The sequence below is a fragment of the Nonomuraea sp. NPDC049607 genome, assembly GCF_040675375.1.
In the GTDB taxonomy this organism is placed as follows: Bacteria; Actinomycetota; Actinomycetes; order Streptosporangiales; family Streptosporangiaceae; genus Nonomuraea.
This window is the reverse complement of record NZ_JBFAOV010000001.1, coordinates 594,278-608,413: the sequence shown is the minus strand read 5'-3', so window position 1 is coordinate 608,413 and position 14,136 is coordinate 594,278. Positions and strand designations below refer to the sequence as shown.

The following is a 14,136-nucleotide window of genomic DNA, read 5'->3' as shown; positions in this document are numbered from 1 at the left end:
CTTGTTGATGTAACCCTGGTGGGACCACTGGGACAGCTGGACGCGGAAGCTATTGACGTTCTCGATCCCGAGGATGGCGGCCGGGTAGGACGGCTTTCGGCCACGACATCGACACCCCGGTGAAGCACAACCAATGGCGCCCACGGACGCGAGCGTGTAAACCACAACACGGGCTCCTGGCCGCTGAGCTGCTTCAGGCACCGATCGTCGCAGGGATCATGGAGGTGTCAGTCAGGAATCAGCACGAGCTTGCCGCGGACGTGGCCGGTTTCGCTGGCGCGGTGGGCGGCCGCGGAGTCGGAGAGGCGGTAGGAAGTGAGCGGGAGCGTGATCGCGTCGGCGGCTGCAAGCCCCGCGACCTCGGCGAGGATCGCTGGCATGTCGCCGGGCTCCTCCGCGATGAACCGGGCGCCGAGTTGCCCAGCCGAGAAGTCGGCCAGCGTTACGACACGATCGGGGTCGCCGGCCAGGCTGATCAGTTCGGGCAGCGAGCCGTGGCCGGCGGTGTCCAGGACGGCATCGACGCCTCCAGGAGCGATCGCGGCGATGCGCTCGCCGAGGCTGGTGCCGTAGCGAACCGGCGTGGCTCCGAGCGACCGTAGGTAGTCGTGGTTGGTTTCACTGCCCGTCCCGATCACCGTGGCACCCCGCCGCCTGGCCAGTTGCACCGCGAGCGTTCCGACCCCGCCTGATGCGCCGTTGATGACCAGTGTCTCGCCGGACTTGAGGTTGAGCACGTCGAGCGCGTGGTGAGCGGTCGTTGCGGCAACGGGTAGTGCGGCCGCAAGCTCCCAGGAGAGCCCCGTCGGCTTGACGGCGATCCGGTCCACCTGGGCCAGCGCTTTTTCGCCGTAGCTGCCGGCGAGCGCTTTGCCCAGTACCTCGTCGCCGACGGCGAATCCCTGTGTGTCCTCGCCGACGGCCTCGATCACGCCGGCCACGTCGATGCCGGGTACGTGTGGCAGCTCGACGGGCATCACGTCGGCCAGCGCGCCGGAGCGGATCTTCCAATCGATCGGGTTCACGGCAGCGGCGCGGACGCCGATACGTACTTGCCCGCATCCTGGCTTGGGCACGGCGAGCTCGAGGAGGTCAAGGACCTCCGCATCCCCATATCGGGAGAACACAACTGCCTGATAGCTGTCTGGCATCGGAGCCTTTCGGAATCGAGGCTTGCTTTTGAACTAAACGAACCGATGGTTTGTTTCAGCTCCAGTAGCATACGAACCGACGGTTCGATTTTCAAATGGGGACGATCATGCTGCCGACCAACAAGGCCCGCGCGGACGCGACGAGAAACCGCGCGGCGATCCTCGCCGCGGCCACGTCCCTGTTCGCGCGAGAGGACATCTCGAACGTCTCGGTGCAGGACATCGCGCAGGCGGCGGGTGTCAGCAAGGCAGCGATCTTCCGACACTTCGGCGACCGCTCGGGCCTCATCCAGGAGATCCTGGAGCCCCGCGCCGCGCAACTGCGCGAAGCGGTTGAGAGCGGTCCCCCACCCCTCGGGCCAGGGGCCCCGCCAGCCGAAGCGCTGGAAACCTACGTCGAGGCACTGCTCGACTTCGTATGGCGCAACCGGGCGCTCATCCGGGCCTTCGAGTACCTCGGACCAGACGCCTACTACGCCAACAACGCCAGCCGCTTCTGGCTCGCCGAACTGACCCGCCGACTCGCCGCGACCACCCCCGACGTCGACGCCAAGTACCTGGCCTACGCCGTGTTCACGGCACTACGCGCCGACGTCATCGACCATCTCCTGACCGTTCCGGGGATGACCCGCGAGCGCATCAGAACAGGAATCCACAACCTGGCGACGAGCCGCCCGGCATGACTGTCGCCCACCGAGCGTGTGCGAATGGCTGCCGAAGGGGTGGGAGACACATCGGGACGGAACGAAACACCAAGGTCAGCCGAGGCGACCGCCTTACGCGTTTTGTTCCGACGCTGGTCGACCCCGCGGAGATTCCAGAGTTCAGGCGAACCGAAGGTTCCTCAAGATGAACCTGAGGGCCTGCTGACGAAGGATCTGGTCGCTGCGGCCGAGACCCTCGGGATCGAGAACGTCAACAGCTTCCCGAGTCCAGCCGTCTCAATGGTCTCACCAGGGCGACATCAACAAGATCTGGCCAGCCCTCGACGGTCCCATAGCCACGAGCGCTAAAGCCTTTGTCAGCAGGCTCTAAGGCGCGGGCCTGCCGAGCAGCCCCTCGGCGAGGGCGGCGAAGCTGCGGGCGAGGCGCGCGCTGTCCCCGGCGCGCAGCCGGCTCGCGATCGGCTCCATGTGCAGGGACCCGAGCAGCAGGTGGGCGATCTCGTCCGCGTCCACGTCCGGCCGTCCTTCGGTGATCAGCGCGGTGACGTGCCGGTGCCAGCCGACGTAGATCGGGTTGGCCTCGCGAGGCTCGGACCTGCTCGTCGCCACCGCGTGCTCGTGCGCGGCGACCAGGTTGCCGTTGCGCGCCGCCAGCTCGGCCACCGCTCCGAGGAAGGCGACCAGCCGTTCGACGGGCGGCGCTCCGGGGCCGAGCGGCGGCGGCCCCTCGGCCACCGCCTGGTCCAGCTCGTGGGCCCGCTCGCTCATCAGCTCCCGCATCAGGCCCGTACGGCTGCCGAAGCGGTGGAACACCGTCCCCTTGCCCACGCCCGCGGCCACCGCGACCCGCTCGACGGAGACCTGCTCGGGCGGGTGCAGGCGCAGCAGCTCCTCGGCCGCCCGCAGGATCGCCCGCCTGTTGCGCGCGGCGTCGGCCCGCTCTCGACGTTCCATCCGGTCATTGTTTCCCATGGACAAAGTTGACCAGAGGTCCATATATTAACTGGACCAGCGGTTCAGATATGGGAGGAACAATCATGCTCGCCATCCAGCTCGACGCGACCGGCGGCCCCGAGGCCCTGCGACCCGTGGATCTGCCCCGCCCACGCGCCGCCGCGGGCCAGGTCGTCGTCCGCGCGCAGGCGATCGGCGTCAGCCATGCCGAGACGCAGATCCGCTCGGGCGCGCTGCCGTTCCCGCTGCCGCTGCCCGCCGTGCTCGGCGCGGAGGCGGTCGGCGAGGTCGTCGAGGTGGGCGAGGGCGTGGATGGCGGCCTGCTCGGCACCGTCCGCGTGGGAGTGACCGGCGGCCTCGGCGCCTACGCCGAGTACGTGGCCATGCCCGCCGCCATGACCTGCCCCGTCCCCGAAGACGTGACGCCCCTGGAGGCCCTGGCCGGGGCCGCGCCCGGCGCGATCGCCCTCGCCCTGCTGCACCGGGCCCGGCTCGGCGGCGGGGAGACCGTGCTGGTCGAGGCGGGCACGAGCGCGGTCGGCGGGCACGTGGTGGCGCACGCCAAGGAGTTCGGAGCGGCCCGGGTGATCGCCACCGCCGGTTCGCCGGCCAAGCTGCGGCGGGCCCTCGACCTCGGCGCCGACCAGGCCGTCGACCACGGCGACCCGGCCTGGCCGGACGCGCTGCCGGACATCGACGTGGTCTTCGAGTCGATCGGCGGCGCGTCGGCCCGGCGGGTGCTCGACCGGCTCGTCCCCGGCACCGGACGGATGTTGTTCTACGGCATGCTCAGCGGCGAGCCCGCCGCCGTCACGGCCGCCGATCTGATGGAGCGCGGCCTGACCGTCGTGGGCTGCAGCGGCCCCGGCTGGGCGGGCCAGGTGTTCGGCACGCACTACCCCGAGATGCTCGCCCGGCTCGGCTCAGGTCGCAGCCGGGCCTCCGTCCACGGGACCCTGCCGCTGGCCGAGGCGGCCGAGGCCCATCGCCTCCTGGAGTCGCGGGCGGCCACGGGCCGCGTCCTGCTGGTCCCGTGACCGGCTCACCGGTCGAGGACGGCGTCCAGCACGGCCGTGGCGCTCACCTGCTCCCCGTTGTAGTCGCCGGCCGTCACCGCCACCACCAGCTCCTCGCCGGGCAGCACGAGCAGCCGCTGGCCGCCGTTCCCGATGGCCTCGGTCCACGGCCGGTCGCCGGTGCTGACGTACCACTGGTAGCCGTAGCGGAAGGTGCCGTCGATGACGACGCGGGGCCGCGTCATCTCACGCACCCACTGCTCGGGGACGATGCCGAGCCCGCCGCCGAGCACGAGCCGTCCGAGTGCGGCCAGGTCGAGGGGCCGCAGCCGCAACCCGGACGCGGCCATCGCCACCCCGTCCGCGCCCTTGGTCCACTCGGACCGGATGATCCCGAGCGGCTCGAACAGCACCTTCGTGGCGTACTCCTCCAGCGGTTCGCCCGCGCCCCGCGCGATGAGCCCGCCGATCAGCGCCGAGGCGCCGCCGCAGTACCGCCACCGCCTCCCGGCTTCCTCGACCACAGGGCGTTCCAGGACGAACCGGTACCGGTCGGGGGCGAGCTCCATCGCGAGCTCGCTGTTGGCCGGGCTCGTGTACGGCAGGTCCTCGTTCCAGTCGAGCCCGAGCGTCATGGTGAACGCGTGCTCGACGGTGAGGTGAGCCCGCTCGGAATCAGCCACCAGATCCGGATATTCGGGGAACTGTTCCACCAGTCGGGCGTCCGGCGGCGGCACCAGCCCGTCGCGCAGGGCGATGCCGTACAGCAGGGCGACCACGCTCTTGGTGACCGACCGCACGTCGTGCGGCGTGTCCCGGTCGAACACGACGTGCCGGGGCTCCTCCGTGATCCGCTGGTCGACGCCCGCGCCGTAGTGCTCGACGACGACCTCGCCGCCCCGCATGACCACGACCGCGTGCAGGTTGGGCGCCGTGCCGGCGTTCAGGGCCGCCTCGACCCGCTCCGCCATTCCCATGATGTCCTCCTAAGCCCGGGGGACATCCTGTCGTACCGGCTCACACGATGTCAGGGTCAACCCTCGGGCTGAGAGCGTCCTCAGCGTCTCTCAGGCGCGGCACAGCGGCTCAGGAGCAGGCTTGATCCCATGGAGCAACTCGTGAACAGCCCCGCCGTCGCCGAAGGTCTGCTCAAGGTCGAGGCCAGGATCAGGCGGCTCAGCGGTTCGTCCGCGCTGCCGGGGATCAACGCGGGCGCCGGGCGGATCGTCGGCGCCGGAGGCAAGCGGTTGCGTCCGGCGCTGACGCTGGCGACCTCGCTCGCCCTCGGCAGGGCCCCCGACCGCCGGGTGATCACGGCCGCCGCCTGCGTCGAACTCATCCACGCCGGCTCGCTCGTGCACGACGACCTCATGGACCGGGCGACCGAGCGGCGCGGCACCCGTACGCTCAACGCCGAGCTGGGCGAGGGCAAGGCGCTGGTGATCGGCGACTTCATGCTGGCCAGGGCGGGCCTGGCGGCCATTACCGCGGTCTCCAGGCCGGTCGCCGAGGTGCTCGCGGCCACCGTGGTCGAGCTGGCCGAGGGCCAGTACCTGGAGACGAGCGAGCTGTTCAACCCGGCCAGGACCCGGGAGAGCGCATTGCGCTCGATCACCGGCAAGACCGCCGCGCTGTTCCGGGCCGGCTGCCTGGTGGCGGCCGTCTGCGCGCGGGCCTCCGCCGAGGACCGGGCCCGCGTGGCGGCGTACGGCGAGAAGTTCGGGCTGCTCTTCCAGGTGCTGGACGACCTGCTCGACCTGACCGCCTCCAGCGCCCAGCTCGGCAAGCCGGCCGGCAACGACCTGCGGCAGGGCGTCTACAGCTTGCCGCTGCTGCTGTCGGGCACCGACCTGGGCGACCTGCTCGGCCGTGACATGACCGACGAGCAGGTGGCCGAGGCGCTGCGCAGGCTGCGCGCGGGCGACCTGGTGCCCAACACGCTGGAGTTCTGCCGCGGCCTGGCCTCCGACGCGCTGGCCGCCCTGCCGGTGATCCACGACAAGGAGATCGCGCCCCTCCTGTACGGCCTCCCGACGGCCTACATCGACCACGTCGCGAGGATGTCGTCGCAGTTGACGGGCGTCGGTTGAGATTTGTTGGAACAATTGGTAGTAATCGCCTCCACAACCCGGCAAATCGCGCTAATACTGGAGTCACGCACTACAGGAGCGCACATGCGAAAGATCCCCCCTCGCATGATGATCCGGGACGACGGGCTTGAGTCCAGTCACTTCCTCCAGCTCGCCGCCGTGGACTTCACCGGCATCTACGCGGTCCACCTGGCCGCGAAGGAAGAACGGCTGAAGATGACCAGGCTCGCGTTGAGCCTGTTGTCGGGGCCGTTCCTGGCGGCCATCGCCCTGACCAGCGCCAAGGTGGTGGACCCGCAGAGCCTCACGGACTGGCAGCGCGTGCCGTGGTACCTGTTCGCCCTGGTCACGGCGTTCGGGGTGCTCAGCGTGCTGCCGTTCCTGCGGCTGATCGAGGCGGTCGACGCGCACGCCAGGACGGCCCGCGCGATCAACAACTTCCGCCTGCTCTACGCCTCCAGGCTCAAGGACCGGCTCGGCTGGAGCCCGAACCTGCCGACCGACCCGCGCTTCCCGGAGACGTACGCGCCGCTGGCCTGGCCCGGGATCAACGTGATGACACTGGCGCTGGCGAACTCGACCTACCTGACGGTGGGCCTCACGGGCCTCTGCGGGCAGGCGCCCAACCTGCTCATGCTCACCTTCGGCGTCCTCCTGGTCGCGCTGGTCCACTACGCCGTCTACTACGTGCGCTGCAACGTGACCAGGCGACGCCGGCTCCCGCACAACCCCTACGAGTTCCCGAATCAGGAGACCTGAATGCCCGGCCCTGCGTCATGGGCGTCATGTGGGGAGGCGTGGATGTGGATGATGCGACATGTCTGGACGGCGGGCACCCTCGCCGACGACGACCGCGGCCCCGTGATCGAGGCGCCGTCCGTGCTGTTCGAGATCGCCGAGGTGAGGGGCGACGACCCGATCATCGCGCGGTACGGCGACGCCGAGAGGGTGGCCCTGTACAGCAGGAAGTTCAGCGAGGACGTGGTCGTGCCGCCGTTCAGGTACAGCTACGGCGCGCGGATCAGGGGGCAGCTCGCCTGGGCCGCCGACCTGCTGCGGGTCAAGCCGTACAGCAAGAGCGCGTGGATCTCGCTGACCACCCCGGGCGAGCCGTACGACGCGGTGCCGTGCCTGATCGGCGTGGCGTTCCGGATCCGGGACGGCGCGCTCGTCATGACCGCCACCTTCCGCTCCCAGAACGCCTTCACCAGCTACCTCAACTACCTGCCGCTCGCCGAGGTGCACGCGACCATGGCCCGCGGCCTGGAGCTGGACCGGGGCCCGATGCGGGTGTTCGTGGACGTTCCGCACCTGTACCTGGCCGACAGCACCCAGGTGCTGCGCGTCATGCGGCCCGCGCGGCGGTGAGCGGCGCGGCGATCTCCTCCAGGCCCTTGCGCTCGGCCTTGACCCCGAAGACCAGCTCGACCAGCCCCGCGACGATCATCACGATCGCGCCGATGGAGAACGCCAGCGCCGTGTCGCCCGGCGCGCCGCTCTCGACCAGCGAGGCGAACACGAGCGGGCCCGCGATGCCTCCGGCGGCCGTGCCGATCGCGAAGAAGAACGCGATCGCCATCGCCCTGGTCTCCATCGGGAAGATCTCGCTGACCGTCAGGTACGCCGCGCTCGCCCCCGCCGAGGCCACGAAGAGCACCGCCGACCAGCAGAGGGTCAGCGTCATCGCGGTCAGCGCGCCCTGGCCGAACAGCCAGGCGGTGCCGAGCAGCAGCACCCCGGAGCCGATGTAGGTCGCCGTGATCATCGGGACCCGGCCGACGGTGTCGAAGAGCCTGCCGAGCAGCAGCGGGCCGAGGAAGTTGCCGACCGCGATGATGGCGAAGTAGTAGCCGGTGTGCGAGTCGATCTTGAAGAACGTGGTCAGGATCTGGGCGTACCCGAAGGTGATCGCGTTGTACAGGAACGCCTGGCCGATGAAGAGCGAGAGGCCGAGCACCGTTCGCTTGGGGTAGAGCGCGACCATCGTGTGCGCGATCCTGAGGAAACCGATCGACCTGCGCTGGTGGATGGTCATCGACTCCCGCGGCTCGGGCAGGTCGCCGCCGATCCGGCGTTCGATGTCGTCCACGAGCTGCTCGGCCTCGCGGTCGCGTCCGTGGATGAACAGCCATCGGGGGCTTTCCGGGACGTTCCTGCGTACCAGCAGGATGGCCAGGCCGAGCACCACGCCGAGCCCGAACGCCACCCGCCAGCCGATGTTGACCGGCAGGTCGTTCAGCAGCGGCACGGTCAGCAGCGCGCCGCCCGCCGCGCCGAGCCAGTAGCTGCCGTTGATGATGATGTCGATGCGTCCCCGGTGGTGGCTCGGGATCAGCTCGTCGATCGCGGAGTTGATGGCCGCGTACTCGCCGCCGATGCCGAAACCGGTCATGAACCGGAACAGGAAGAACCACCAGGCGTCGAAGGACAGGGCGGTCATCAGCGTGGCCGCGAGGTAGACCACGAGCGTCAGCAGGAACAGCTTCTTCCTGCCGAACCTGTCGGTCAGCCAGCCGAAGAACAGGGCCCCCACGCAGGCCCCGGCGACATAAAGGGCCGCGGCCAAGCCGGCGACCTGCGCCTGGGTGATGTCCAGGCCGCTGCCGGGCTTGGCGAGCTGCCCGGACAGGTTGCCGACGATGGTGACCTCTAACCCGTCGAGGACCCATACGGTCCCGAGACCGATGACGATCATCCAGTGCCAGCGGGACCACGGCAGCCGGTCCAGCCGTGCGGGCACTTTGGTAGTTACCGTGCCGGTTTCCACGTCGCTCATAAGGGCACTTGGGTACCCGGTAAACGAACGGCAAACGTTCCCTACAAGGCGGCTTTTCTGGCCTCGACCAGGGTGGTGCCGAACCAGGGGCCGCCGTACCACAGGCGTGCGCCGAGGTCGCGCACGCGGATGTCGATCACGCCCAGTCCGCGCAGGACGTCCTCGTAGGCGGGCACGTACCGGAAGTCCGCGACCAGCATGAGCCCGCCGGGCCGCAGCACCCGATGGGCCTCGCGGACGGCCTGCTCGCGACCTTCGGCGGAGGGGATGTTGTGGATCGCCAGGCTCGACACGACGACGTCGAAGGCGCCGTCCTCGAACGGCAGGGCGCGCATGTCGCCCGTGACCAGGTCGACCCGGTCGGCGACGCCTTCCGCCGCGGCGTTGGCCAGGGTGACGGCCGCGGCGTTGCCCGACTGGTCCTTCGGGCTCCACAGGTCGACCCCGGTGGCCCGTCCGGACGTGAGCCGGGCGGCGGCCGTCAGCAGCACCGCGCCGCGCCCGCAGCCGAGGTCGAGCACCCGCTCACCGCCTTCGAGCGGCTCCAGCAGCTCGCCCCAGACGGCGAACTTGCCGCGGCGGGTGGTGTAGAGGTAGCTGGCCGCGCTGGCCAGCGTGTAGAGCCCGCCGAAGGCGAAGGCGATCCCGGCGGCGGGGATGTCCAGCATGAAGGAGACCACCGCGAGAGCCAGCAGGACGATCGCTCCGAAGGACAGTCCGCCGAGGGCCCACGGTGCGTCGAATCCGTAGCTACCGTGTCGAGTGCTCACTCTCACGTTATATCTCAAGATGGTCTTGACCGGGAATTGAGCAAACACTGCCCCTTCACCCTCAATTGAGCCGCAACGCAATGACTATGGTGACTTGGATGGGCTGGCATTGGGGGTTTGACCAGGCATGACAGGGAAACATCGCGAATTCGGCCTAGGCGCGAGCATTGCGCTGACGGTGGCGTCGGCCGCCCTCTGGGGGGTGGCGCACCTGGCCACCCACCGCCATCGGATGGGCATCGCCCTGATGGCAGCCTACGTCCTGATGCTCGCCGGCATCCTCACGGTGTTCACGGCGTTCAGCACGCGCCTGCTGTCGCTGGCGGTCCAGCCCGGCTGGCTCACCCTGCTCACCGTGGCGCTGGTCGTGATCGCGCTCGCCTGGACCGCGGTGATCATCCGTTCGTTCCTGCTCGTCCGCCCCGACTCCTCCGACATCGCCGGACGCTTCCTGACCACCACGCTCGCAGCCGCCCTCTGCGCGCTCGTCCTGGCCCCCACCGCGTACGCGGCCCGCCTGGCCTACCTGTCCCGCGACGTCGTCAGCAGCGTCTTCTCCACCCCCACCGACAACAGCGCCCCCATCGTCGCCCAGGACCCGTGGCACGGCGCGAAGCGCGTCAACTTCCTCCTCATCGGCGCGGACGCCGCCCCCGGCCGTCCCGGCGTGCGCACCGACAGCATGACCGTGGCCAGCGTGGACACCGAGACCGGCGCCACCACCCTGTTCGGCCTGCCGCGCAACCTGCAGAAGGTCCAGCTCCCGCACGGCCCGGCCCGGAGCCGCTTCCCCTTCGGCTTCACCGGCGACGGCCCCAACACCCCCGGCCTGCTCAACGAGATCTTCCAGTACGCCGAGGACCACCCGGACATGGTCCCCGGCGTCCCCAAGGGCAAGCGCGGCCCGTCGCTGCTCAAGCGCACCGTCAGCGACATCCTCGGCATCCCGGTCCCCTACTACGCCATGGTCGACATGAAGGGGTTCGCCGAGATCATCGACGCGATGGGCGGCGTCCGGGTCACCGTCAAGTACCCCATCGTGTACGGCAAGTACCGTGAGGGCCTGCTCCCCGCGGGCACCCGCAAACTCTCGGGCGAGGAGGCCCTCTGGTACGGCCGGTCGCGCACCGACAGCGACGACTACGTCCGCATGGGCCGCCAGAAGTGCCTGCTCAACGCGGTCGCCAAGCAGGCCGACCCGATGACCGTGCTCAAGAGCTTCGAGAAGCTGGCCGCGGCCACCAAGCGGGCCATCTCCAGCGACGTGCCCCAGGACCTGCTGCCGGCCCTGATCGAGCTGTCGGACAAGGTGAAGGACGCCAGGATCAGGAGCCTGAGCTTCGTCCCGCCGCTGATCAGCACCGTCACGCCCGACTGGTACCTGATCAGGCGCAAGGTCTCCGAGTCCCTGGACGAGCGCCCCGCCAACCGGTCGGCGAGCGCGCACCACTCCGCCGAGCCGACCCAGGACCCGGAGAGCCCGGTCAGCCTCGACGCCGCCTGCGGCTGAACCCTCACCTTCCCGACAGCCATCACCCGTGTACGGAGTGTGGCATGATGGTGCCCGGGCCCAACGGAAACGATTTTCATCGTCATTTCAGGGAGCGCACGTGAGAGTGGCATTCGTCGGCAAGGGCGGCAGCGGGAAGACGACGATCTCGGCGCTGTTCGCACGGCACCTGGCGAGCCAGGGCGACCCGGTGGTCGTCATGGACGCCGACATCAACCAGCACCTGGCCCTGGTGCTCGGCCTCGACGCCCAGCCCGAGCCGCTCGGGGCCCACCTCACCGCGATCAAAGACCTGCTGCGCGGCGACAACCCGCGCATCGCCTCGGCCGAGACCATGGTCAAGACCACCCCGCCGGGCCGCGGCTCGCGCCTGCTGCGCTTCGACGACCTGGCCGCGCTCGACTACGCCGTGACCACCCCTCATGGCCTGCGCCTGCTGGCCACGGGCCCGTTCGACGACGACGACCTCGGCGTGGCCTGCTACCACTCGAAGGTCGGCGCGGTCGAGCTGCTGCTCAACCACCTGGTCGACGGCCAGGGCGAATACGTCGTGGTCGACATGACCGCCGGGTCCGACTCCTTCGCCTCGGGGTTGTTCACCCGCTTCGACCTGACCTTCCTCGTCGCCGAGCCCACCAGGCAGGGCGTGAGCGTCTACCAGCAGTACCGCGACCACGCCGCCAAGTACGACGTCGCGCTCGCCGTGGTCGGCAACAAGGTCCACGGGCCGTCCGACGTGGAGTTCCTGCGCGAGCACGTCGGCGACGACCTGCTGACCTGGATGGAGCACTCCTCGGCGGTGCGCGCCATGGAGCAGGGCCGCCACTTCACCCTCGACGACCTGGAGCCGGCCAACCTCGACGCGCTCGCCGTCCTGTGCAAGACGCTCGACGGGCAGGAGAAGGACTGGGCGCGCTTCGGCCGCCAGACCGCGGAGTTCCACCTGCGCAACGCCCGCGCGTGGGCCAACGCCCGTACGGGAGCCGACCTGGCCGAGCAGATCGATCCTGACTTCGTCTACGGCCCGTAAACCACACCTCCAGGCATCTGGAGCGACCCTCTTCCCCCGCATAACGTCAGATTCGATCCCCTTCGAGAGGAGACAGCATGTCGCTGACCGTCCCGAACGATCTGCTGGACCAGGCCCGAGCCGGAGACGTGGACGACGCCGCGTTCGTCGCCTGCGTCCGCGACTCGCTCCCCTACGCGTGGTCGATGATCAGTGAGCTGGTCACCGAGCGCGAGCGCAGCGGAGCCGAGTTCGCCGACAACCAGGTGCCACCGCCGTCCGAGGAGGCCCGTGGCCAGCTCCTGCGGTGTCTGGCGAGCGACGCGATGCGCGGCGCGCTCGAACGCCACTTCGGCGTACGGCTGGCCTTCCAGAACTGCCACCGGGTCGCCGTCTTCGACCCGTCGGCCACCAAGGCCCTCGACGAGTTCGTGACCCCGCGGGCCCAGATCCTCAACCAGAAACCGGAGCTGGTCGACTGCTGAACCCACGGGCGAGCCGGGCCGTCCCGGCTCGCCCGTCAGCCCCTCAGCAGGGGCAGGACCTCCGCGCCGATGCGGCGCACGTCCTCCAGGGCCCGCCGGTGGTCGCCGATGCCCTCGACGGTCAGGATGACGTGCTCGATGCCGGTGCTCCCGGCCGTGCGCAGCAGCACCTCGGCGCAGTGGGCGGGCGAGCCCACCGGGTGGATGCGCGTCAGCAGGTCGACATAGGCGGCGACGTCCCGTGCCGGGCGCGGCCGGTCGTCCACCGGCAGGTAGCCGGCCAGCCCAGGGCCGAGCCACGCGGGCATCGACTCCTTCAGCTCGCGGACGGCCGCCTCGGTGGTGTCGGCCACGTGGGCCACCCCAGCCGCCAGGTGCCCCGCCGGGCTCCCGCCGCGCGCGACGTGCTCGGCGACCAGCTGGGCCTTCTCCCGATCGCCGATGTGCATGCCGAGCAGCATCGGCAGCCCGCGCTCGGCCGCCAGCGCCACCGTCGAGCCCGACGTGCAGGCCACCACGGGCCGCAGCCGGGCCCGTGGCACCAGGGCGACCTCCCTGAACCGGAAGAACTCCCCCTCGGCCGCCACCGACCCCTCTGACAGGGCCTCGACCAGCAGGTCGAGCGACTCGGCGAACCCCCGCTCGAACCGGTCGAGCCCGGTGCCGAACACCTCCAGGTCGACCCACGGGCCGCCCCGGCCGACGCCGGGCGTGAACCGCCCGCCCGACAGGTGGTGCAGCATGGCCGCCTGCTCGGCCAGCGCGACGGGATGCTGCGAGGACAGCACGCTCACCGCCGTGCCGAGCCCGATCCGGCTGGTACGCCCCGCGGCCACGGCGGCCAGCGTGACGGCCGACGGGCACACGCCGTAGGACATGAAGTGATGCTCGGCGATCCAGGCGTCGTGGAACCCGGCCGCCTCGGCGGCCTCGATCAGCTCCACCGAGTTCCGCAGGACCCGCCCGGGATCCTGGCCGGGAAAGCACGCCGCGATGACGAAGATCCCGATCCGCACTCCCCCGATCCTACGGCTCAGCCGAACAGCGCGGCCTGCCCTTCACCCACGAGCGGATCCCTGACCTGCTTCAGATGCCGCCATTGCGGCAGGTCGTCCAGGTAGGACCAGGAGAGCCGGTGGTGCGGCGTGGGGCCGAGCCGGGCCAGGGCCTCCTGGTGTGCGGGCGAGGGATATCCGGCGTTCTCCGCGAAGCCGTACTCCTCATGCCCGATCAGCCCCATGTACGCGTCGCGCCGCACCTTGGCCAGGACCGAGGCCGCCGCGACCGAGACGCTGGCCGCGTCGCCCTTGATCTCCAGGCGGACCGGCCAGGGAGCGCCGATGTAGTCGTGCTTGCCGTCGAGTATCACGGCGTCGGGGCGCACCGGCAGGGCTTCGAGCGCCCGGCGGGCGGCCCTGCGCAGCGCCTCGGTCATGCCGAGCGCGTCGATCTCGGCGTGGCTCGCCTCGCCGAACCCGATGCCGGCCGCCCACGCGGTCAGCTCGTCGGCGAGCGGCCCCCGCTTGGCGGCCGAGACCTGCTTGGAGTCGGTCAGGCCGGGCGGCGGCTCGGACAGGTCGGTCACGACGGCGCAGACCGTCACCGGCCCCGCCCACGCGCCCCTGCCCACCTCGTCGACGCCCGCGACCGTGCGGGTGCTCGGCATGGACAGCAGGAGCTGCTCGATCTCGTACGTCGGCGCCATGCGCA

General features: G+C 70.3%; 15 protein-coding genes. 8 read left to right on the top strand and 7 right to left on the bottom strand.

The genetic code is table 11. The features are described 5' to 3' along the window. Positions 1-227 precede the first annotated feature (227 nt). Positions 228-1,151 carry an NADP-dependent oxidoreductase gene (locus AB0J97_RS03180; protein ID WP_364083773.1) on the bottom strand — a complete coding sequence of 308 codons (924 nt, stop codon included), beginning with the start codon at positions 1,149-1,151 and terminating at the stop codon, positions 228-230. A 95-nt stretch (positions 1,152-1,246) separates the two neighbouring features. On the opposite strand from AB0J97_RS03180, the gene AB0J97_RS03175 reads away from it, so the two are divergent. Continuing rightward, positions 1,247-1,834, top strand: a complete 588-nt coding sequence (locus AB0J97_RS03175) for a helix-turn-helix domain-containing protein (RefSeq protein ID WP_364083770.1) — start codon at positions 1,247-1,249, stop codon at positions 1,832-1,834. A gap of 348 nt (positions 1,835-2,182) precedes the next feature. Here the strand turns inward: AB0J97_RS03175 and AB0J97_RS03170 are convergent, their stop codons facing one another. Then, complete coding sequence (locus AB0J97_RS03170; protein WP_364083767.1) at positions 2,183-2,770, bottom strand: helix-turn-helix domain-containing protein; 588 nt, start codon at positions 2,768-2,770, stop codon at positions 2,183-2,185. An 83-nt stretch (positions 2,771-2,853) separates the two neighbouring features. On the opposite strand from AB0J97_RS03170, the gene AB0J97_RS03165 reads away from it, so the two are divergent. Beyond that, positions 2,854-3,807, top strand: a complete 954-nt coding sequence (locus tag AB0J97_RS03165) for a zinc-binding dehydrogenase (RefSeq protein ID WP_364083764.1) — start codon at positions 2,854-2,856, stop codon at positions 3,805-3,807. A 5-nt stretch (positions 3,808-3,812) separates the two neighbouring features. Here AB0J97_RS03165 and AB0J97_RS03160 read toward each other — a convergent pair whose 3' ends face one another. Next, positions 3,813-4,763, bottom strand: coding sequence for a serine hydrolase domain-containing protein (locus AB0J97_RS03160; RefSeq protein ID WP_364083762.1), 951 nt, complete (start codon positions 4,761-4,763; stop codon positions 3,813-3,815). A gap of 129 nt (positions 4,764-4,892) precedes the next feature. Between AB0J97_RS03160 and AB0J97_RS03155 the strand changes: the two genes are divergently transcribed. The 3 genes from AB0J97_RS03155 to AB0J97_RS03145 all read left to right on the top strand — a co-directional run bounded on the left by AB0J97_RS03155 (position 4,893) and on the right by AB0J97_RS03145 (position 7,244). Then, the gene (locus AB0J97_RS03155; protein ID WP_364083759.1) at positions 4,893-5,876 is read left to right on the top strand and encodes a polyprenyl synthetase family protein; all 984 of its coding nucleotides are present in this window, start codon (positions 4,893-4,895) and stop codon (positions 5,874-5,876) included. Positions 5,877-5,960: 84 nt separating this feature from the next. Further along, positions 5,961-6,635, top strand: coding sequence for a hypothetical protein (locus AB0J97_RS03150; protein WP_357693491.1), 675 nt, complete (start codon positions 5,961-5,963; stop codon positions 6,633-6,635). A gap of 48 nt (positions 6,636-6,683) precedes the next feature. After that, positions 6,684-7,244 carry a hypothetical protein gene (locus AB0J97_RS03145; protein WP_364083756.1) on the top strand — a complete coding sequence of 187 codons (561 nt, stop codon included), beginning with the start codon at positions 6,684-6,686 and terminating at the stop codon, positions 7,242-7,244. On the opposite strand, the gene AB0J97_RS03140 is transcribed toward AB0J97_RS03145, so the two are convergent. Next, the gene (locus tag AB0J97_RS03140; protein WP_357693487.1) at positions 7,222-8,652 is read right to left on the bottom strand and encodes an MFS transporter; all 1,431 of its coding nucleotides are present in this window, start codon (positions 8,650-8,652) and stop codon (positions 7,222-7,224) included. The two genes, AB0J97_RS03145 and AB0J97_RS03140, sit on opposite strands and share 23 nt — an antisense overlap. Positions 8,653-8,693: 41 nt before the next feature. Then, a complete protein-coding gene (locus AB0J97_RS03135; RefSeq protein WP_364083753.1) occupies positions 8,694-9,422 on the bottom strand; it encodes a class I SAM-dependent methyltransferase in 729 nt (242 codons plus the stop codon). Positions 9,423-9,600: 178 nt separating this feature from the next. On the opposite strand from AB0J97_RS03135, the gene AB0J97_RS03130 reads away from it, so the two are divergent. The 3 genes from AB0J97_RS03130 (at position 9,601) to AB0J97_RS03120 (ending at position 12,426) form a co-directional block, all read left to right on the top strand. Next, positions 9,601-10,932 carry an LCP family protein gene (locus tag AB0J97_RS03130; protein WP_364083750.1) on the top strand — a complete coding sequence of 444 codons (1,332 nt, stop codon included), beginning with the start codon at positions 9,601-9,603 and terminating at the stop codon, positions 10,930-10,932. Positions 10,933-11,032: 100 nt separating this feature from the next. Then, positions 11,033-11,962 carry an ArsA-related P-loop ATPase gene (locus AB0J97_RS03125; RefSeq protein WP_364083747.1) on the top strand — a complete coding sequence of 310 codons (930 nt, stop codon included), beginning with the start codon at positions 11,033-11,035 and terminating at the stop codon, positions 11,960-11,962. Positions 11,963-12,039: 77 nt separating this feature from the next. Then, positions 12,040-12,426 (top strand): SCO5389 family protein, encoded by a 387-nt coding sequence (locus AB0J97_RS03120; RefSeq protein WP_357693479.1) that lies wholly within the window; start codon positions 12,040-12,042, stop codon positions 12,424-12,426. Positions 12,427-12,461: 35 nt separating this feature from the next. Here the strand turns inward: AB0J97_RS03120 and AB0J97_RS03115 are convergent, their stop codons facing one another. Beyond that, positions 12,462-13,442, bottom strand: a complete 981-nt coding sequence (locus tag AB0J97_RS03115) for an LLM class flavin-dependent oxidoreductase (protein ID WP_364083743.1) — start codon at positions 13,440-13,442, stop codon at positions 12,462-12,464. Between the two features lie 17 nt (positions 13,443-13,459). Continuing rightward, complete coding sequence (locus tag AB0J97_RS03110; protein ID WP_364083740.1) at positions 13,460-14,131, bottom strand: ribonuclease HII; 672 nt, start codon at positions 14,129-14,131, stop codon at positions 13,460-13,462. Positions 14,132-14,136 lie beyond the last annotated feature (5 nt).

Bases quoted from the DNA above. Each gene is read 5' to 3' on its own strand.
- AB0J97_RS03165 (WP_364083764.1), top strand. From the start codon at position 2,854: ATGCTCGCCATCCAGCTCGACGCGACCGGCGGCCCCGAGGCCCTGCGA.
- AB0J97_RS03180 (WP_364083773.1), bottom strand. From the start codon at position 1,151: ATGCCAGACAGCTATCAGGCAGTTGTGTTCTCCCGATATGGGGATGCG.
- AB0J97_RS03175 (WP_364083770.1), top strand. From the start codon at position 1,247: ATGGGGACGATCATGCTGCCGACCAACAAGGCCCGCGCGGACGCGACG.
- AB0J97_RS03110 (WP_364083740.1), bottom strand. From the start codon at position 14,131: ATGGCGCCGACGTACGAGATCGAGCAGCTCCTGCTGTCCATGCCGAGC.
- AB0J97_RS03145 (WP_364083756.1), top strand. From the start codon at position 6,684: ATGATGCGACATGTCTGGACGGCGGGCACCCTCGCCGACGACGACCGC.
- AB0J97_RS03170 (WP_364083767.1), bottom strand. From the start codon at position 2,770: ATGGAACGTCGAGAGCGGGCCGACGCCGCGCGCAACAGGCGGGCGATC.
- AB0J97_RS03140 (WP_357693487.1), bottom strand. From the start codon at position 8,652: ATGAGCGACGTGGAAACCGGCACGGTAACTACCAAAGTGCCCGCACGG.
- AB0J97_RS03150 (WP_357693491.1), top strand. From the start codon at position 5,961: ATGCGAAAGATCCCCCCTCGCATGATGATCCGGGACGACGGGCTTGAG.
- AB0J97_RS03120 (WP_357693479.1), top strand. From the start codon at position 12,040: ATGTCGCTGACCGTCCCGAACGATCTGCTGGACCAGGCCCGAGCCGGA.
- AB0J97_RS03160 (WP_364083762.1), bottom strand. From the start codon at position 4,763: ATGGGAATGGCGGAGCGGGTCGAGGCGGCCCTGAACGCCGGCACGGCG.
- AB0J97_RS03155 (WP_364083759.1), top strand. From the start codon at position 4,893: ATGGAGCAACTCGTGAACAGCCCCGCCGTCGCCGAAGGTCTGCTCAAG.